Source organism: Ruegeria sp. AD9 (assembly GCF_056542305.1).
On the sequence record NZ_JBQFZP010000013.1, the window covers coordinates 1 to 18,277 of the forward strand.

The 18,277-nt window shown below is 57.8% G+C and carries 21 protein-coding genes; 10 read left to right on the forward strand and 11 right to left on the reverse strand.

Annotated features, from left to right (window positions below; translation table 11 throughout):
* From ACR0AM_RS16340 to ACR0AM_RS16350, 3 genes are all read right to left on the reverse strand, one after another.
* On the reverse strand, positions 1-91 hold a 91-nt coding region (locus ACR0AM_RS16340; protein ID WP_215675807.1), incomplete at its 3' end, for a GTP-binding protein.
* Between the two features lie 112 nt (positions 92-203).
* On the reverse strand, positions 204-797 hold the full coding sequence (locus tag ACR0AM_RS16345) for a hypothetical protein (protein ID WP_480473846.1): 594 nt from the start codon (positions 795-797) through the stop codon (positions 204-206).
* Between the two features lie 99 nt (positions 798-896).
* Positions 897-3,245 (reverse strand): DNA topoisomerase IV subunit A, encoded by a 2,349-nt coding sequence (locus tag ACR0AM_RS16350; RefSeq protein WP_480623485.1) that lies wholly within the window; start codon positions 3,243-3,245, stop codon positions 897-899.
* A gap of 201 nt (positions 3,246-3,446) precedes the next feature.
* Here ACR0AM_RS16350 and ACR0AM_RS16355 point away from each other — a divergent pair, with 201 nt between their 5' ends.
* The 6 genes from ACR0AM_RS16355 to ACR0AM_RS16380 all read left to right on the forward strand — a co-directional run bounded on the left by ACR0AM_RS16355 (position 3,447) and on the right by ACR0AM_RS16380 (position 7,713).
* The gene (locus ACR0AM_RS16355) at positions 3,447-4,076 is read left to right on the forward strand and encodes an SH3 domain-containing protein (RefSeq protein ID WP_480623486.1); all 630 of its coding nucleotides are present in this window, start codon (positions 3,447-3,449) and stop codon (positions 4,074-4,076) included.
* A 69-nt stretch (positions 4,077-4,145) separates the two neighbouring features.
* Entirely contained in the window at positions 4,146-4,973 is an 828-nt protein-coding gene (locus ACR0AM_RS16360; protein WP_480519504.1) for an SDR family NAD(P)-dependent oxidoreductase, read from the forward strand.
* A gap of 77 nt (positions 4,974-5,050) precedes the next feature.
* On the forward strand, positions 5,051-5,254 hold the full coding sequence (locus ACR0AM_RS16365) for a twin transmembrane helix small protein (protein ID WP_480494604.1): 204 nt from the start codon (positions 5,051-5,053) through the stop codon (positions 5,252-5,254).
* On the forward strand, positions 5,254-5,826 hold the full coding sequence (locus ACR0AM_RS16370; RefSeq protein WP_480473851.1) for a cob(I)yrinic acid a,c-diamide adenosyltransferase: 573 nt from the start codon (positions 5,254-5,256) through the stop codon (positions 5,824-5,826). Before ACR0AM_RS16365 ends, ACR0AM_RS16370 begins: the two co-directional genes overlap by 1 nt.
* A 199-nt stretch (positions 5,827-6,025) precedes the next feature.
* On the forward strand, positions 6,026-6,784 hold the full coding sequence (locus ACR0AM_RS16375) for an electron transfer flavoprotein subunit beta/FixA family protein (protein ID WP_267364208.1): 759 nt from the start codon (positions 6,026-6,028) through the stop codon (positions 6,782-6,784).
* On the forward strand, positions 6,784-7,713 hold the full coding sequence (locus ACR0AM_RS16380; protein ID WP_267364206.1) for an electron transfer flavoprotein subunit alpha/FixB family protein: 930 nt from the start codon (positions 6,784-6,786) through the stop codon (positions 7,711-7,713). Before ACR0AM_RS16375 ends, ACR0AM_RS16380 begins: the two co-directional genes overlap by 1 nt.
* A 58-nt stretch (positions 7,714-7,771) precedes the next feature.
* On the opposite strand, the gene ACR0AM_RS16385 is transcribed toward ACR0AM_RS16380, so the two are convergent.
* A complete protein-coding gene (locus ACR0AM_RS16385; protein WP_480623487.1) occupies positions 7,772-8,575 on the reverse strand; it encodes a DUF6473 family protein in 804 nt (267 codons plus the stop codon).
* Between the two features lie 164 nt (positions 8,576-8,739).
* On the opposite strand from ACR0AM_RS16385, the gene ACR0AM_RS16390 reads away from it, so the two are divergent.
* Positions 8,740-9,615 (forward strand): 3-hydroxybutyryl-CoA dehydrogenase, encoded by an 876-nt coding sequence (locus ACR0AM_RS16390; protein ID WP_209506328.1) that lies wholly within the window; start codon positions 8,740-8,742, stop codon positions 9,613-9,615.
* Positions 9,616-9,662: 47 nt separating this feature from the next.
* On the opposite strand, the gene ACR0AM_RS16395 is transcribed toward ACR0AM_RS16390, so the two are convergent.
* Genes ACR0AM_RS16395 through ACR0AM_RS16425 form a run of 7 tightly spaced genes read right to left on the reverse strand, consistent with a single transcriptional unit; the run spans position 9,663 to position 15,084 of the window.
* Entirely contained in the window at positions 9,663-10,562 is a 900-nt protein-coding gene (locus tag ACR0AM_RS16395) for a lysophospholipid acyltransferase family protein (RefSeq protein WP_480623488.1), read from the reverse strand.
* A gap of 40 nt (positions 10,563-10,602) precedes the next feature.
* Positions 10,603-10,872 carry an HPr family phosphocarrier protein gene (locus ACR0AM_RS16400; RefSeq protein WP_209506323.1) on the reverse strand — a complete coding sequence of 90 codons (270 nt, stop codon included), beginning with the start codon at positions 10,870-10,872 and terminating at the stop codon, positions 10,603-10,605.
* 16 nt (positions 10,873-10,888) lie between these two features.
* Positions 10,889-11,281, reverse strand: a complete 393-nt coding sequence (locus tag ACR0AM_RS16405; RefSeq protein ID WP_209506320.1) for a PTS sugar transporter subunit IIA — start codon at positions 11,279-11,281, stop codon at positions 10,889-10,891.
* Positions 11,278-12,159, reverse strand: a complete 882-nt coding sequence (gene rapZ / locus ACR0AM_RS16410; protein ID WP_480623489.1) for an RNase adapter RapZ — start codon at positions 12,157-12,159, stop codon at positions 11,278-11,280. Before rapZ ends, ACR0AM_RS16405 begins: the two co-directional genes overlap by 4 nt.
* Positions 12,156-12,626 carry an HPr kinase/phosphorylase gene (locus tag ACR0AM_RS16415; RefSeq protein ID WP_480473855.1) on the reverse strand — a complete coding sequence of 157 codons (471 nt, stop codon included), beginning with the start codon at positions 12,624-12,626 and terminating at the stop codon, positions 12,156-12,158. Before ACR0AM_RS16415 ends, rapZ begins: the two co-directional genes overlap by 4 nt.
* 3 nt (positions 12,627-12,629) lie before the next feature.
* Positions 12,630-14,348 (reverse strand): ATP-binding protein, encoded by a 1,719-nt coding sequence (locus ACR0AM_RS16420; RefSeq protein ID WP_480623490.1) that lies wholly within the window; start codon positions 14,346-14,348, stop codon positions 12,630-12,632.
* Positions 14,349-14,379: 31 nt separating this feature from the next.
* On the reverse strand, positions 14,380-15,084 hold the full coding sequence (locus ACR0AM_RS16425; protein ID WP_209506312.1) for a response regulator transcription factor: 705 nt from the start codon (positions 15,082-15,084) through the stop codon (positions 14,380-14,382).
* A gap of 345 nt (positions 15,085-15,429) precedes the next feature.
* On the opposite strand from ACR0AM_RS16425, the gene ACR0AM_RS16430 reads away from it, so the two are divergent.
* From ACR0AM_RS16430 to ACR0AM_RS16440, 3 genes are all read left to right on the forward strand, one after another.
* Positions 15,430-17,028 (forward strand): phosphoenolpyruvate carboxykinase, encoded by a 1,599-nt coding sequence (locus tag ACR0AM_RS16430; protein WP_480623491.1) that lies wholly within the window; start codon positions 15,430-15,432, stop codon positions 17,026-17,028.
* Between the two features lie 282 nt (positions 17,029-17,310).
* Positions 17,311-17,697: a hypothetical protein gene (locus ACR0AM_RS16435; protein ID WP_480483750.1), complete on the forward strand. Its 387-nt coding sequence runs from the start codon at positions 17,311-17,313 to the stop codon at positions 17,695-17,697.
* A gap of 33 nt (positions 17,698-17,730) precedes the next feature.
* Complete coding sequence (locus ACR0AM_RS16440) at positions 17,731-18,276, forward strand: hypothetical protein (protein ID WP_267364195.1); 546 nt, start codon at positions 17,731-17,733, stop codon at positions 18,274-18,276.
* Position 18,277: the final 1 nt, after the last annotated feature.

The following is an 18,277-nucleotide window of genomic DNA, read 5'->3' on the forward strand; positions in this document are numbered from 1 at the left end:
CTGCGGTCAGCGTCGTCTTACCATGGTCAACATGCCCAATCGTGCCGATGTTGACGTGCGGTTTTGTACGCTCAAACTTTTCCTTTGCCATTCCTCAGGCGCCCTTTTGCGATTTGGGGGACCCTTGGTCCCGGGTTACTATCTGCGCGCGCGAGATATTTGGTTCAAAGGGGAAAATCAAGCACATCCTGAGGGAAATGCGGTTATCCCGCCGGATTTTGCGTAACCTCGGTGGAATCGAGGGGCTGGATCAGGTCTGGCCGTTTTTCGAACCAGCCATTCTCTTCATGTTCTTCAGCCAGCCACTCTTCGACCCGGTCGGCTACTTTCAGTGACAGACCGGCCATCTGTTCGTTTTTGGTACGCTCGTGCCCCGACCCTTTCAGCGCACTGCCTCCGGTCGTGTCTTCCAGCACCTGGAACTGCTTTCCCTTTGCCAGAAACTTTTCTTTCTTCACGTCATAAACGTTGACCAGCACAATCGCAGTGCTTTTGGGATTGTAGATGATCGGGATTCCCGGGGGCGCCAGCATGTAGCCTTCCAGGCTGATTCCGATGTCATATTCCTGCGTACCTTCATAACGGCCCAGACGAATATCGACTGCATTCTGGATGGCCTTCGTCCATTCGTCGGGTGTTGCATCGCGGGATACTGGCCCTTGCACGGCCTTGTCAGCGAACGCGTAGTTGACCCGCAGCTTGAATTCACCCAACGATTCAGGCGGCTCATAAACCTGCGTCTGCGTGCATGCGGCCATCAGGGCCAATCCGGTGATTAGGGTCAGAATGCGCAACATGTCTCTCTGTCTCGATAGGCCTGTTTTTATTGGGTGTAGCGCACCGATACGGGTTGTGCCAAGCCGTATCGGTGGATTTCTACCGCAACCGGGGTCGGATCACGAAAACTTATAGTCCCGCGGGAAGCCGTAAGGCGCTTTTTTACCTACGCTAGCGCGCTTGGACAGCCATTGGGACATATCTGCCTCATGCCGGGTCTTGTCGCCTCCCATGGACCATTTCAGGCCCTCCTCCCAGTTGAAGGTGGTGATGTCAGACAGACCGCCGTCCAGCTCAAGCGTCCCCTGCCGCCCGCGTGCCATATTGTATTTTTGCAGGCGCACGCCCTTGCCGCGAGTCATTTCGGGCAATTCTTCTGTCGGGAAGACAAGGAACTTGCCGTTCTGGGACACGATTGCAACGTGGTCGCCCTCGACCGGTTTGCAGATCACTGCTGTTTCGTCGTCCTTGACGTTCAGCACCTGCTTGCCGTTTCGCGTCTGGGCCAGCACGTCATCTTCGGGCACCATGAACCCGTTGCCCGCATCCGAGGCCACCAGCAGCTTGCGCCCCGGTTTGTGGATCAGGATATCGATGATCCGTGCCTCGTTCGGCAAATCGATCATCAGGCGCAGGGGTTCGCCCATGCCCCGCCCGCCGGGCAGATTGGCCGCGCTGACTGTATAAAACCGCCCGTTCGAAGCGAAGACCAGCAACCGGTCGGTCGTTTCCGCATGGAAGATAAAGCGCGGCCCGTCGCCATCCTTGAACTTCAATTCACGGGTCAGGTCGATATGACCGGTCATGGCGCGAATCCAACCCATCTGAGAGCAGACGACCGTGATCGGTTCGCGGTCGATCATCGCCTCAAGCGGCACCTCTTCGACCTCACCCGCTTCGGCGAACCGCGTGCGGCGCGCGCCGCCTTCGTAATCTTTGCCGAAGGTCTTTTTCGTCTCTTTCAACTGCTCGGAAATCTTGGCCCATTGCAGGCCTTCGTCGGCCAACAGGTCTTCGAGGTTGGCACGTTCCAGCATCAACTCATCGCGTTCTCGAACCAGCTCCATCTCTTCCAGACGGCGCAGGCTGCGCAGGCGCATGTTGAGGATCGCGTCAACCTGAACCTCGGACAACTCGCCCTCGCCCGGTTTGGGTGAGACATAGTCGGCCTCGCTGGTGGCGCGGATGTGGTCGATCCCCCAATCCTCGCGCATCAGCGCGGCTTTGGGGTCTTCGTCGTAGCGGATGATGTCTATCACACGGTCGAGGTTCAGGAAGGCAACGATAAAGCCCTCCAACACTTCCAGCCGGTGGTCGATCTTGGCCATGCGGTGGCGCGAGCGACGGATCAGCACCTCTTGCCGGTGATCAAGGAAAGCGCGCAGCACTTCCTTCATCGAGCAGACTTTGGGCGTCACCCCGTCGATCAGCACGTTCATGTTCAGGCTGAACCGCACCTCGAGGTCCGAGTTGCGATAAAGCATGCCCATCAGCACCTCAGGGTCCACATTCTTGGAGCGCGGCTCGAGGATCAGGCGGATGTCATCGGCGGATTCGTCCCGCACATCGGCAAGGATCGGGATTTTCTTGGTCTGGATCAGTTCCGCGATCTTTTCGATCAGCTTGGACTTTTGAACCTGATAAGGAATCTCGGTGACGATGATCTGCCACTGTCCGCGCCCCAAGTCCTCGACCTCGTACTTGCAGCGCAAACGGAACGAACCGCGCCCGGTGCGATAGGCTTGCGCGATATTCTCGGGTGGCTCGACAATCACGCCACCGGTCGGGAAGTCAGGGCCGGGCACGTAGTTCAGCAACGTGTCGTCGCGCGCGTCCGGTGTCTTGATCAGATGCAGACAGGCGTCGCAGAGTTCCGAGATGTTGTGCGGCGGGATATTCGTCGCCATCCCCACCGCGATACCACTTGCGCCATTGGCCAGCAGGTTCGGGAACTGTGCGGGCAGGACGACCGGTTCGGTCAGGGTGCCGTCGTAATTGTCGCGGAAATCAACGGCGTCTTCGTTCAACCCTTCCAGCAGCGCCTCGGCCACGATGGTCATCCGCGCTTCGGTATAGCGCGAGGCCGCCGGGTTATCGCCGTCGATATTGCCGAAATTGCCCTGCCCGTCGACCAGCGGATAGCGGACGTTGAAATCCTGTGCCAGACGCGCCATCGCGTCATAGATCGCGGCGTCGCCATGCGGGTGATAGTTGCCCATCACGTCGCCGGAAATCTTGGCAGACTTCCGGAAACCTCCGGTTGCACTGAGTCGCAACTCTCTCATCGCATAGAGGATTCGGCGGTGAACCGGCTTCAACCCGTCCCGCGCATCGGGCAGCGCCCGGTGCATGATAGTGGACAGTGCATAGGTCAGATACCGCTCACCAATCGCGCGGCGCAGCGGTTCAGCTACCTCGCCCCCACCTGCAGGGGCCTCCATGTTGGGGTCATCGATCGTATCGTTCATATATGATGTGATACGACGCAAGTGCGCCCTGGTAAAGCGAGCAGCACATAAATTGCTGGGGAAAAGTCGTGCTTTTTGCAACAGGGGGAGACACCGTGTTGTTTTCCCCCATTTTTCGACTCGTCACCCAAAATATGCTAAGATCTCATCAATTGATTTGCTGCCATTTGTTGATGTTACGATTGCTTTGGGGGATGCGCCATGACGCGCCTGATACTTGTTACCTTTGCCGCGCTCGGCTGGACCTTTTACGTGATGAGCGGCGGCCCCGATTTTGAACCGCGCGGCGTACGCCCTGCCAAACCGGAACGCGTGGTTGTCGTGGCCGAACCGGCTGCCCCGGTCGTTGAACCTGCACCTGTCGAAGATTTGGTCACCCGGGCCGCCGTCAAACCCGCTCTGGCGGATCCACCTGTTGCCGAGGCGGTAACCCAGTTGGGCGAGACCGAAACAAAGGCCCTCCTCTCGCAGGTCGCGGCTGGCTTGAAGGCCAATCCTTCGTTGTTCCAGGACGAAAGCGTGACACTGACCCTGGCGTCACTGGAACAGGGTGTGACCGCACTGGAGCAGGTGATCACCGACGCTGAGTTGCCCGTCGTCGAACTGCCCACGCCTGCCGAGGCCCAGACCGACATCCGCGAAATTTCGGGCACCCGGGTTAATCTGCGCGATGGCCCCGGCACGATCTATCCCATCATCGGCAAGGCCGCGCTTGGCCAACGGGTCGAGGTCCTGAGTGACTCCGGCACCGGCTGGCTGCGCCTGCGCGTGTTGCCCGCGCAACAGGTTGGGTGGATTTCAGCATCACTTGTCCGGAAAACATCAAACTGACGCCCGGACGTCATTGCCCTGCCGCAAACCCCACCCTAGCTTTTGGCGGGGTTCAACTTCGGAAGGCACATGCAGAAATCGATTCTTATTACGGGATGCTCGTCGGGCATTGGGCTGGACGCAGCACACGGAATGCGTGCACGAGGCTGGCGTGTGTTTGCATCCTGCCGACAGCAGCGCGACTGTGATCGCCTGCGCGCGCAAGGGTTTGAAAGCCCAAGAATCGACTATACTGACCAAGACACCATTTCCTCGGGATTGTCATACGTACTTGAAGCAACGGGCGGTACGCTGGACGCGCTGTTCAACAACGGCGCGCATGGACTGCCTGGTGCGGTTGAAGACGTCCCGACAGACGCTCTGCGCCATATCTTTGAAACAAATGTCTTTGGATGGCACGAGCTGACCCGACAGGTTATTCCCGTCATGCGCGAGCAGGGCCACGGCCGGATCGTGCAATGTTCCTCGGTACTGGGCCTTGTCGCCTTCCCCTGGCGCGGCGCATATGTCGCCACCAAATACGCCATCGAAGGACTGACCGACACCTTGCGGCTGGAGCTGCGGGATACCGGCATTCAGGTCGTTTTGATCGAGCCCGGCCCGATCACCTCGAAGCTCAGGGAAAAGGCAATCCCGGTGTTCGAAAAGTACATCGACTGGGAGAACTCGGCCCTGCGGGAAAAATACGAAGGTTCGCTGCTGAAGCGGTTATACGAAAACAGTGCACCGGACCGGTTCGAACTGCCCGCCTCCGCCGTCACCGACAAGCTGGCCCATGCGGTCGAGGCGCGCCGCCCCAAACCACGCTACTATGTAACCACCCCGACATATGTCGCAGGGGTTCTGCGCCGGATTCTGCCAACAAAAGCCACGGACCGCATCCTTTCGGATATCTGAGACGTTATTTCCCGTTCGCTTTTCGGTGCCTTGACGCTAGATGGGTGATAATCGAAAAAACCGGACGGTGACTTTAAATGGACCCTTTAATGGTCATTCTGCTTCTGGCCATGGCGGCGGTTGTCGTTGTGTTAGCCCTGGGCATCGCGAATTTCGGCAAAGGCGGCATGGAAGCAGCTAAGAAAAGCAACAAGATGATGCGCCTGCGCATCCTCTTTCAGTTCATCGCCGTTATTTTAATCGTGATTTACGTCTATCTACGCGGGCAAGGAGTACAGTAATGGTTGTACTGAACAAAATCTACACACGCACCGGCGACGATGGCAAAACCGCACTGGGAAATGGCGAGCGTGTGGCAAAGTATTCGGGACGCGTTGCCGCCTACGGAACAGTGGACGAGTTGAATTCTTTTGTTGGCGTGGCCCGCACCGAGGCTGAAGGCGAAGTCGATGCCGCCCTGTCGCGGATTCAGAACGACCTGTTTGATCTTGGTGCAGATTTTTGCCGTCCTGAAATGGAGAAGGATGCCGAAGCGGACTATCCACCGCTGCGAATCGTATCCGCTCAGATCGACCGGCTGGAAGCCGAAATTGACATCATGAACGAAACATTGGAACCGCTGCGCAGCTTTATCCTGCCGGGGGGGGCGCGGCTGGCCGCGCATTTGCACGTGTGCCGCACCGTATCGCGTCGCGCCGAGCGATTGGCAGTCGAGTTGACAAATATGGAACCGGTTAACGATGTGGCCGTCAAATACCTCAACCGGCTAAGTGACTGGTTTTTCGTCGCGGCCCGTTGCGCAAACAACGATGGCAAGGACGACGTGCTGTGGGTTCCTGGCGCGAACCGCTGAATATTTCCCAGAAAATAGGCACAATGCGGGCAACAATCTTGCGTGCCTCAAGGTAAAAAACTGCAAAACGCGACGTCCCGACGCGACGACGTGACGATTTTGCTCTGTTTTGCGGGTGCAGCAGACGTTATCAAGTCCGACGAGAGCATTGGTGGAGTCGCCTTCGCGGCTTGCCGTTTTTTGAGGAGAAAGCGCTACAATGAAGGTACTGGTACCTGTCAAACGCGTGATTGACTACAATGTGAAGGTCCGCGTGAAAGCGGACGGTAGCGGTGTTGATCTCGCCAATGTCAAAATGTCGATGAACCCGTTCGACGAGATTGCGGTTGAAGAGGCCATTCGCCTGAAAGAGGCTGGCAAGGCAGACGAAGTTGTTGCCGTTTCAATTGGTGTGAAGCAGGCGCAGGAGACGCTGCGGACCGCGCTGGCCATGGGGGCTGATCGGGCGATTCTGGTTGTTGCGACGGATGATGTGCATACCGATATCGAGCCGCTGGCGGTTGCCAAGATCCTGGCCAAGGTGGTCGAGGAAGAGCAGCCCGGCATCGTTCTGGCGGGCAAGCAGGCGATCGACAACGACATGAACGCCACCGGTCAGATGCTGTCGGCCCTGCTGGGCTGGTCGCAGGGCACCTTTGCCTCGGAACTGGATATCGAAGGCGACAGTGCCAAGATCACCCGCGAGGTGGATGGCGGGTTGCAGACCATCAGCGTCAAGATGCCGACCATCGTGACCGTTGACCTGCGCCTGAACGAGCCACGCTATGCGTCGCTGCCCAACATCATGAAGGCGAAGAAAAAGCCGCTGGACGAGAAAACCGCCGCCGATTACGGCGTCGACGTCACGCCGCGCCTGGAAATTGTCAAGACCGAAGAACCGCCGGCACGGGCCGCTGGTATCATCGTTGGCTCGGTGGATGAGCTGGTTTCGAAACTCAAAGAAGCGGGGGCTGTGTAATGGCTGTACTTCTGCTTGCCGAAGTCAACAATGGCGAACTGGCGCTGGACGCCACCGCCAAGGCCGTCAACGCCGCCAGGGCGCTGGGTGACGTGACCGTTCTGGCCGCGGGTGGCTCGGCCGCCGCTGCCGGCGAGGCTGCCGCCAAGATCGACGGCGTGTCCAAGGTGCTGGTTGCCGAAGACGCGTCGCTGGGTCATCGCCTGGCGGAATCGACCGCCGCGCTGATCGTGGGTCTGGCCGATGGGTACGAGCATATCGTGGCCCCCGCGACCACCGACGCCAAGAACGTGATGCCGCGCGTCGCAGCCCTGCTGGACGTTATGGTGATCTCGGATGCCTCGGGTGTGGTTGACGGCTCGACGTTTGAGCGCCCGATCTATGCGGGCAACGCGATCCAGACCGTGAAGTCGAACGACGCCAAGAAGGTCGTCACCATCCGCACCGCCAGCTTTGACGCGGCGGGCGAAGGTGGCTCGGCTGCGGTCGAGACCATCTCGGTCGGCGACAATCCCGGCCTGTCGTCGTGGGTCGAAGACAAGGTGGCTGCAAGCGACCGTCCGGAACTGACCTCGGCTGGCGTTGTTGTCTCGGGCGGCCGTGGTGTCGGCTCGCAAGACGACTTCAAGCTGATCGAAGCTCTGGCTGACAAGCTGGGTGCCGCGGTTGGCGCATCGCGCGCCGCTGTGGACTCGGGCTATGCCCCGAACGACTGGCAGGTGGGTCAGACCGGCAAGGTTGTTGCCCCCGATCTTTATGTCGCGGTCGGCATCTCGGGCGCAATCCAGCACCTTGCGGGCATGAAGGATTCAAAGGTCATCGTTGCGATCAACAAGGACGAAGAAGCGCCGATCTTCCAGGTCGCCGACTTCGGACTGGTCGCCGACCTGTTCCAGGCGGTCCCGGAACTGACCGAAAAGCTCGGCTGAACGCAGCCGAGACCTTAGCCCCACAATCACCAAAGGCCCGCCACCGAGCGGGCCTTTTTCAATTCAATCCCCTCAAAGCCACCTCAAGCTTCAAAGCAATCTCCCTATGCGCTGAGGGGCCAAGCATATGCTCGGCCACAGGCTGTTGCAGCGCCCCGAACAACACGTCCTCGATCTCGTCTGACAAGGAGGACACACTGACCGAGCATTCCACGACATCGGCACATAGCTGTCGAACCTGTTCGATCATGTCAGCGTCGGGCAGGACAAGATCGCGATGCCGGTCCTCCTGTCGCTGTATATGCAGCCAGAGAAGAACAACCCCCGACTTGATCCGGCGTATCAGCTCGGATGTGTTGCGCAACCATGTCTCTCGCAACTCCTGCGCCACAACCTCAAAGCGCGCGTCCTTTGTGGCCCGCAACCGTTCCAGCAAATGCCTGACAAAGTGGATTTCCGTGAAATCGACCTCGGGATAAAGATCCAGCAGATCGCGCGAAGGTTCAAGAAACCGATCATTCCGACGCGGGTGCACGCGATAGAACCTGTTCGACTGGCAGGGCACGTCCAGCACTTGCAGCACACAACGGTCCGATCCGTTGACAAGGTTTAATACCCCCGGATCGGCAAGCAACGCGTCAGCCCCGCAAAAAAGGTTACCAAAATTGATACAAGGTTTCGGCAACCTTTTTGCAAGCAATGCCGGGTACGGATATTCCACGAACCGGCCAAACGTCTCTTCTCCACCCAGGCAGGCCACATAAGGCGTATCAAGATTTCCGGGCGGCGACCGAAACCAAAGATTTGATCCTGCATATTGGCACGCGGCCTCTGTGCCGTTGCTTACACGATGAAAGCTCATACCAAGCCCCCCAAATTTTCACCCAATTGCCAATTTGCGGCCTTAGGTATTGAGAATCTCCTAATGCGCGCATTTGAAGCAAAATTGACCGGTTCGATCCTCTTGCCGCCCGCCCCGGTCTGCCGATACTGTCCCGGTATCCTCCAGGGCAAAGGCAGCTGAACATGGAAGTTAAATCGGTCGGGGTGATTGGCGCGGGTCAGATGGGCAACGGCATTGCCCATGTTCTGGCTTTGGCGGAATACGATGTCTTGCTGAATGATGTCAGTCAGGATGCGTTGAACAGCGCAATGGCCACGATCGAAGGCAACATGGCGCGTCAGGCATCACGTGGCAAGATCACTGACGATGCGATGCAGGCGGCCCTGAAGCGTATTACGACCACCCTTGAATTGCCGCAGCTGGGACAGACCGATCTGGTGATCGAAGCCGCAACCGAGCGGGAAACGGTCAAACAGGCCATTTTCGAAGATCTGCAACCGCACCTCCTGCCGCATACGATCCTGACGTCGAATACGTCGTCCATTTCCATCACGCGTCTGGCCAGCCGTACCGACCGGCCCGAACGTTTCATGGGTTTCCACTTCATGAACCCGGTTCCGATCATGCAATTGGTGGAACTGATCCGCGGTATCGCAACAGATGAGGAAACCTTCAAAGCCTGCAAGGCGGTCGTGGACCGGTTGGGCAAAACAGCTGCCAGCGCCGAAGATTTCCCGGCTTTCATCGTTAACCGCATCCTGATGCCGATGATCAACGAAGCCGTTTATACGCTGTATGAAGGTGTCGGAAGCGTCCAATCCATCGACCAATCGATGAAGCTGGGTGCGAATCACCCCATGGGGCCGTTGGAACTGGCGGATTTCATCGGGCTGGACACATGTCTTGCCATCATGAACGTCTTGCATGATGGTCTGGCTGATACAAAGTATCGCCCCTGCCCGCTATTGACCAAATATGTCGAGGCCGGATGGCTGGGGCGCAAGACGCAACGCGGTTTCTATGACTATCGCGGCGAGGTGCCGGTTCCGACACGTTAAGTAAACCGCCCGTGCCCGGTACGGTACAGGTCAGATGAAAACACGGGTCAGGACTTGCCTGACTTGCCCAGCGACAGTGTATGGTTTCTGAGCCAGGTCATGAAACCACGCGGGTCTCTCTCCAACTGTTCCATGTCCTGATCCGAGATCGGATCACCAATGACCGGCGATTGCGGTTTTTTGCACGAGCGGACGATTTCATGCAGCAACAAGCCTTGCCGCAGGATCGGCGACAGTTTGTTGGCGATCTGGTACCAGCGCGAGTTGCTGCCGGGAAAGAAAATCGGCACCACGCGCGCGCCTGAACGGCGGATCATTTTTGCGGTGAACACATTCCACTCGCGCTCGACTGCGGGGCCAAACCAGTCATCCGATGACATGACGACACCGGACGGGAACAGCGCCACGACGCCGCCGTCCTTCAGATGGTCCATCGCCTTGCCACGCATTTCCAGCATCTTGGCCTGCGCCTCGGGGTCATGCGGAAATGGAACCGGGATCATGAAAGATGTCGCGGCCTCATCCAGACCCGTCAGGACCGAGCGGGTCAGAATGCGATAATCACTGCGGACCCGCCCGATCAACTCGGCCAGAATCATACCATCCACCATTCCGTGGGGGTGGTTGGCAACGACAACCACAGGGCCGGTTTTTGGAATACGGGCGATCTGCTCTAGCGGCGTGGTCAGGTCGATCCCCATCACCTCAAGCGCGCCACCCCAGAACCGCTGCCCACGATAAAATTCGTTCTTTTTCTCGAATTTGTTGACCATCCGCAGAATGGTCAGCTTGCCCGTGCACCATTCGATGGCGCGAATGGCCGTTGAAGTCCAGGCGTCATCGAACGAGTTTGCATAGGTCAGAGTTCTACGGTCGTAGATCTCGCCCTGATCTGCGGTCCCATCCACCACCGGGCTTGTCTTGGTCTCGTGCGTCGTTTCCGCCAATTCCTGGTCTTCCCGTTCTTCCTGTCCCGGCAAGGGCAGCTTAGAACCCCTCTCCGAACTTGTCGTTCACAAGCGCTTCCAGAGCTTCTGCCAATGCTTCAGCATCCGGCCCGGAGGTCTCGACGTCAATAGTTGTTCCGCGAGAGGCTGCCAACATCAAAAGGCCCATAATACTGTCACCTGACGCAGAAATTCCGTCCTTCGACACCTCGGCATGCGCGTCGAAACCTTCCACAACCTCGACCAGTTTTGCCGAGGCGCGGGCATGCAGACCTTTTTCATTGATAATTTTCAGGCTTCGGGTGGTCATATTCATCAATCCGGTTTTAGTCCAAAGTCACATTTTGCGCATTGATGTATTTCCGTCCAGCTTCCATTGCCTGGCGGACAGCATCACCAACGGGTAAGTGGCGGCTTTTGGCCAATTTAATGAGCATTGGCAGGTTTGCCCCATACAATATCCGCCGATCCTGAGGCGCACAGGCCCGCAGGCTGAGATTTGAAGGGCTGCCACCGAACAGGTCGGTTACAACGACAACACCGTCGCCCATATCCACTTCGTCAGCCGCACGACAGATTTCCGCCTGTTTTTCATCCCTATCGTGGTCGGGTTCGATCGCAATGGCCACAAGGCCGGGCTGCGGTCCGACCACATGCTGTGTGGCGGCCAGGTATTCCTGGGCCAAACCGCCATGCGCAACGATCACTATTCCGATCAATCCGACCTCACACTCAACGACCGACGTTCCATCTCGCGATGTCTAATTGCCACCTGCTGCCCGTCCTCTGCAAGGGCCTTTGCAACAGCTTCTGCCATTGCGACGGATCTGTGTTGCCCACCCGTGCATCCAAAAGCCACCGACAGATGTGCTTTTCCTTCGGCCCGAAAGGCCGGCAGCAACAAAGTAAGCAAATCCATAACACGTTCAAGAAAGGGTGCGTAATTCATATCCGATTGAACAAAGCGCGCAACGTCCGAGTGCCGCCCGTCCGCCGCCCGCAACTCGGGGCGCCAATACGGGTTTGCCAGAAACCGGCAATCAAAGACCATGTCCAGCCCGCGCGGAAGGCCCCGCTTGTACGAAAACGACTCGACAGAAACTGCCAGATGTCGCCCCCCTTGGGGCGCAAACCAGTTTTCAACTTCTTCCCGCAGCTGATGCACGTTCAGATGGCTTGTATCGATCAGGGTATCTGCAATCTCGCGTATGGGGGCCAGCAGCTCTTTTTCACGCTGAACGCCGGTCTCAGGGCTGGCATTCTTGGCAACGGGGTGCCGCCTGCGGGTTTCCGAAAACCGGCGCACCAACACGTCGTCGCTGCAATCCAGATACAGAACGGTCAAATCCACCCGCGCCATGCGACCCAGGCTTTCGGCCAGTTCGATAAACCCGATTGTCGAGAAATCGCGATTGCGGGCGTCAATGCCCAGCGCCATTGGGCGGTCGCTGTCCGCACTGTCCAGTAGGCGCAGCAACAGGCCCATCGGCAAGTTGTCGATAGCCTCAAAGCCCAGGTCTTCCAGGACATGAATGGCTGTGGATCTTCCGGCCCCTGATGGGCCTGTAACCAACACGATCCGCCGTTGCTCTGTCATTTGTTCGGCCATTCCGGGTGTACACGCCCATATTTCAGAAGCTGCATCAACGCTGCGGCCAAGTTGGGCACGCCTGCCCCGCGAAGCAAGGGAACAGTTTGCCCCAGCAGCACGATTGTCGCCTCGGCAGGCAACCTCTGCGGCTCGTTTTGATCCAGGTCCATAACATAGTCCAAAGGGACCGGTCCGAATGCATCCGCTTTGATCAAACCAATGTGACGGGCCTCGATCAAACCCTGTATCTGCGGCACGGCGGCGGCAATGACCTGATGGCCCCGCCTTGACAGTTCGACCCGATCATCCGCAACCAGCCCTGCCCCATAGGTCATCATCTGCAATGCCAATGCCGATTTTCCCGCGCCCGAGGCACCGACAATCAACAGCCCGCGCCCGGCCACTGTTATACATGAGGCATGAACACAAGCGCTGTCCCGGTCTTTGGCGTCTGACAGAGAACCTGCTTGCATGGTTTAAACGGGCAACCCCACCACAAAACGCGCGCCCAGCGGGTCTGACGTGATATCAGCCTCTGTCGGGCGGATATTCTCAGCCCAGATTACGCCGCCATGGGCTTCGACAATCTGTTTCGAGATGGCCAAACCGAGCCCCGAATTGTTGCCGAAATGCTCGGGTGGGCGTTGCGAATAGAATCGCTTGAACACTTTGGTCAAGGCCTGTTCCGGAATACCCGGCCCGGTGTCTTCGACCACGACAAGAACACGGTTGTCGCGCTGACGCACCCAGACCCTGATCGCGTCATTTTCTTCACAGAAGGAAATGGCATTGGTGATCAGATTGACGAAAACCTGCGCCAGCCGGGCCTCAAGCCCGTTGATGACAATCGGATCGGATGGCAGATCGGTGATATAGTCGATCCCCTTCGATCGCGCATCCTCACCCAGATATTGACCTAAATTGCCAATCAGTTTGAGCAGATCAAAGGGTTGCTCTTCTTCCTTGACCAGTTCCGCGTCAAGACGCGATGCGTTCGAGATGTCGCTGACCAGCCGGTCCAGACGCCGAACGTCATGCTCGATCACAGCCAGCAGCTTGTCGCGCTGATCTTCGCGCTTGACCATGCGAAATGTACCGACAGCGGATTGCAAGCTGGCCAGGGGGTTCTTGATTTCATGGGCGACATCAGCTGCGAACTGTTCGTTTGCGTCAATCCGATTATACAGAGCATTTACCATGCCCCGCAAAGCGCGGCTAAGGCGGCCGATTTCATCGGGACGGGCGCTAAGATCAGGGATGCGAATGCGCCCCGGATTGACCCCTGTGCCCCGGTCCTTACCCATTTCCGCCGCTGCGGCCAGATCTGCCAGCGGGTTGGCGATGGTCGAAGCCAGCACAAGGCTCAGACCCACCGAAACCAGCAAAGCCACCACGAACATTTGCAGGATGCGTTCCTGCTCGCGACGGGCCAATGCGTCAATCTCGCCTGCTGGGCCGGTGATGGCGACCGCTCCGGCCGGGGTATCTTCGTAGAGGATCGGCGCAGCGGCCACGATCACGGTCTCACCTGCGGCGTCCTGAACAGCCTGCACCTGACTTTGGCCTGCCAGCGCCTGCGGGATTATTCCCTGCACCCGTTGTGCCAGCGTCGGTGCCTCGACCTCGGTCGACCAGTTGAGAAGGTTCGACACACCGATCCACACCGCGTTCAGCGTGTCGCTGATTACTGTGCTGCCGGTTTGCAGCTCGGAATTGGTTTGCAGAAGAACCGGCATGGCCGACACTTGCGGGGCGCCGCGTGTCCAGCCAATCAGGGTGCCACTGGCGTCATAGACAAAGACTTCGCCGCCTTCGGGAAGTGTCAACCCAGACAGCGTATCTCTTACGTCGAGGTTCCCAGCATCCTGTGCGGTGTGTTGCGCACCCTGTCGCAGCTGGGTTTCAAAGACGTTGCTGACCAGCTGCGCATCGCCAAGCAGATTGCGCGCTGTTTGCTGAACCGTCTCTTTCCGCGAATCGTCCAGATACAGCAGCCCCGTAACCAGGATCACCAGCGCGATCAGGTTAAAGGTGATGATCTTGCGCGCCAAAGGCGAGCCTCGCAGAGAAAACAGGTTTCTCTGAGAACGTTTTTCCCTCAGTTCCGCTGACTCGGAATCGTCGGGAATGACCCAGTCATCCCCGAGTACGACGTCACCGTCACGTAGTTCGCTTGCTGCTTCGGTGTCGCGCACGAGAGCCCATTACCCCTTGCTGGCGTGGCGCCTATTCTTCGTTGTACCGGTAACCGATACCATAAAGGGTTTCGATCGCCGAAAACTCGGGATCAGCCGCGCGCATCTTCTTGCGCAGACGCTTGATGTGGCTGTCGATCGTCCGGTCATCCACATAAACCTGATCATCATAGGCCACATCCATCAGCTGGTCGCGGCTTTTGACGAAACCCGGACGCTGGGCAAGTGCCTGAAGAAGCAGGAATTCGGTCACGGTCAGGGATACATCATTCCCTTTCCAGCTGACTGCATGGCGCAGCGGGTCCATCCGCAAGTCGCCGCGTTCCATAACCTTTGTGTCATTGCTATTGGCAGTGATCGCGTCGCCGCTTGTTGCTTCTTGCCGGCGCAGCAGCGCGCGGATGCGCTCAACCAGCAACCGTTGCGAGAAGGGCTTTTTTACATAGTCATCCGCGCCCATGCGCAGACCCAGAACCTCGTCGATTTCATCATCTTTCGAGGTCAGAAAGATCACCGGCATCTGCGTTTTCTGACGCAACCGCTGTAGCAGATCCATGCCATCCATACGCGGCATCTTTATATCGAGCACGGCCATGTCCGGCAACTTCTTGTTGAACGCATCCAACGCGGCCTGGCCATCATTATAAGTTTCAACCTCGAAACCTTCGGCTTCGAGTGTCATGGATACAGACGTCAGAATGTTTCTATCGTCATCCACAAGTGCAATCTTTGACATCGGGCTCACCCCTATTCCTGCTCACTCGCGCAATAATTCGCTTATTTGTAAGGCATTGTTGGCGGTTTTAAGACGCCGAATCAATCCGTAACTGCGAATCGTGCCTTTGTTGCGGCAGGTCTGCGGCAAATTTGCCTTTATGCCCGCAAAAATATGCCCGGTTCTCGGTCATCGAATTTTTGATGGCGCTAAACCCGAGCTTGGTTGCGCTAACTGCGTCAAACCCGCCTGTTCATGTCCTGAACGACCATGATAAGACGCGCTCAGCCGCCGGTTTTCCCGGTACACTGCCCCAAAGGCGCCTCAGGGCCCAAAGCCCCGGCGCCGCCACAGGAGAAGACACACATGACATCTGGACGGGTTAACCCGCAATTCCGCCTCGAGGATCAGGGCATCGAGGGTCTGGGCAATGTCTATTATAACTTCATGGAACCGGCGCTGATCGAAGAAGCGTTGAAGCGCGGCGAAGGTACACTTGGAAATGGCGGTGCCTTTCTGGTCACCACTGGCAAGTTCACCGGTCGCTCGCCCAAGGACAAGCATGTCGTCAAAACCAGCAGCGTGGCCGACACCATCTGGTGGGAAAACAATGCCGAGATGACGCCGGAGGGATTTGACGCCCTCTACCAAGACATGCTGGCGCATATGAAAGGCCGTGACTATTTCGTGCAGGACCTCGTCGGGGGCGCCGATCCAACCTACGCAATCAACGTGCGCATGGTGACCGAGCTTGCCTGGCACAACCTGTTCATCCGCCACCTGTTGCGCCGTCCCGACCGCGAGGATCTGGACGAGTTCACCGCAGACTTCACTATCATCAACTGCCCTAGCTTCAAGGCTGACCCGGCCAAACATAACTGCCGCGGCGAAACGGTGATCGCGCTGAACTTCGACCGCAAGCTGATCCTGATCGGCGGCACCGAATATGCAGGTGAAAATAAGAAATCCGTATTCACCCTGCTGAACTACATGCTGCCCGAAAAGGGTGTGATGCCGATGCACTGCTCGGCCAACCATGCTGTCGGCAACGCGGTCGACACCGCCGTGTTCTTTGGCCTGTCCGGCACTGGCAAGACAACCCTGTCCGCCGATCCGTCGCGCACGCTGATCGGGGATGACGAGCACGGCTGGTCGGATCGGGGCACCTTCAACTTCGAAGGCGGCTGCTATGCCAAGACCATCAACCTGAACGCCGAAGCCGAGCCGGAAATTTATGCGACCACCTCGAAATTCGGCACCGTGATCGAAAACATGGTCTTTGACCCCGAGACCAAGGAACTGGATTTCGACGACGACTCGCTGACCGCGAACATGCGTTGCGCCTATCCGCTTGAATATATCTCGAACGCCTCGAAAAGCGCGCTGGGTGGGCATCCGAAGAACATCATCATGCTGACCTGCGACGCCTTTGGGGTTCTGCCGCCGATCGCGCGGCTGACGCCTGCACAGGCAATGTATCACTTCCTGTCGGGCTTCACCTCAAAGGTGGCCGGGACCGAGCGTGGCGTAACCGAACCGCAGCCCACCTTCTCGACCTGCTTTGGTGCGCCGTTCATGCCGCGTCGCCCGGAAGTCTACGGAAACCTGCTGCGCGACAAGATCGCCCAGCACGGCGCGACCTGCTGGCTGGTCAATACAGGCTGGACCGGTGGCGCCTATGGTGTCGGCAGCCGGATGCCGATCAAGGCCACCCGCGCCCTGCTGACCGCAGCGCTGGATGGTTCACTGCGCGACGCCGAATTCCGCAAGGACGCCAATTTCGGCTTTGACGTTCCCGTCTCTGTCCCGGGCGTCCCCGAAGTTCTGCTTGACCCGCGTCGGACCTGGGATGATCAGGCCGCATTCGACAAGCAGGCCGAGAAACTGGTGCAGATGTTTGCCGAGAACTTTGAGCAGTATCTGCCGTTCATTGACGACGACATCAAAGCCGTCGCAATCGGATAAACGAAAAAAAGGGGCCGCTGAGCCCCTTTCTTTTTGCCGATCCGTAGCTTTTTTGCTGTCCGCCGAATACTCATCTTATAGTTGTATGTCGTTAAAAGCACATACAAGTGCGTTGTTTCAAAGTGCGATCTGCGCTAGGCATATTTACTGTTGAGGCGAAAAAGCCCGGCACATTCGCGCCGGGCACTGACTGAAAGGACTTTATGGAAGCTCATATGCGCACACTCACAACGCTGGATTGAGCAACCTAATCAGGCTTCTAGTCTAAGTAAACGGGGATGAGTGTCAACATGGGACTGGCTGGTTGGTATTGCTATCAGTGTGGTTCAAATGGTCGCGGACATGCGGCGGTTGGCACAGAAAACTACAGGTAACACCATGACGGAAATCTCGAAACTCACCGAACTACGCAAATTGATGCAAAGCATGGAGCGGACGCTTGGGCTGGAAAAACTATCTCCGGTTGAGCGCGACATCTATTACGCCGCGGAAGAGCTTTCAAAATCCACTCAGGAAGTGCGTACGTTCGGTTTGATCGAGCATACTTTGGTCCAAAGCATTTCACGCCCAACTTTTTTCCGCGCGCTGAAATCGCTGGTCGAAAAAGGCTATCTTTCGCAAAGCGGCAGCGCCAACCGCGGGCGGTACATCGTTCATGCCCCCAGATGACGCGCCCCGTGCGCGCACGGTGATGTGATCGCAATGCGCGGCTGGGCGACTGACACCCTTGCGGCTTCACTGGCTTATGTGCTGGCGTCGATACTGACCTTCGCCGTGCTTATGCCAATGCAGAACGTGTTTTTTCCGGAATACCCAAGCCGGGCGAGCCTGCTGTTTTTGCCGCATGGCGTGCGGGTTCTGTCGGCCTGGTTGCTGGGGTGGCGCGCAGTATTTGCGTTGCTGCCGGGTGTGTTCATCGTCTTTGCTTATCTGGCGGGAACGGATGTTTTCCTGCCCACCCGCCTGCTGGCAATTGCTGTCGCGGTTCTGACAGTTCCTGCGGTTTTCTATCTGCTCAAGGCCGTCGGATGGGACCTGTTCCCCAACCCGAACCGCAAACCCTGCTGGATTTGCGTTATGGGCGTGGGCATAGCCACATCCATTCTGGTCTCTGGCCTGACCAATCTGGTCTTTGGCAGTGCAACGGTTGAGTACATCGCCTTCCTTATCGGCGACATCTCGGGCCTGTTCTTTCTGATGCTGGGTCTGTATTTCGCGTTCCGGTTTGCAGACAGGCGACCGGGCTAGA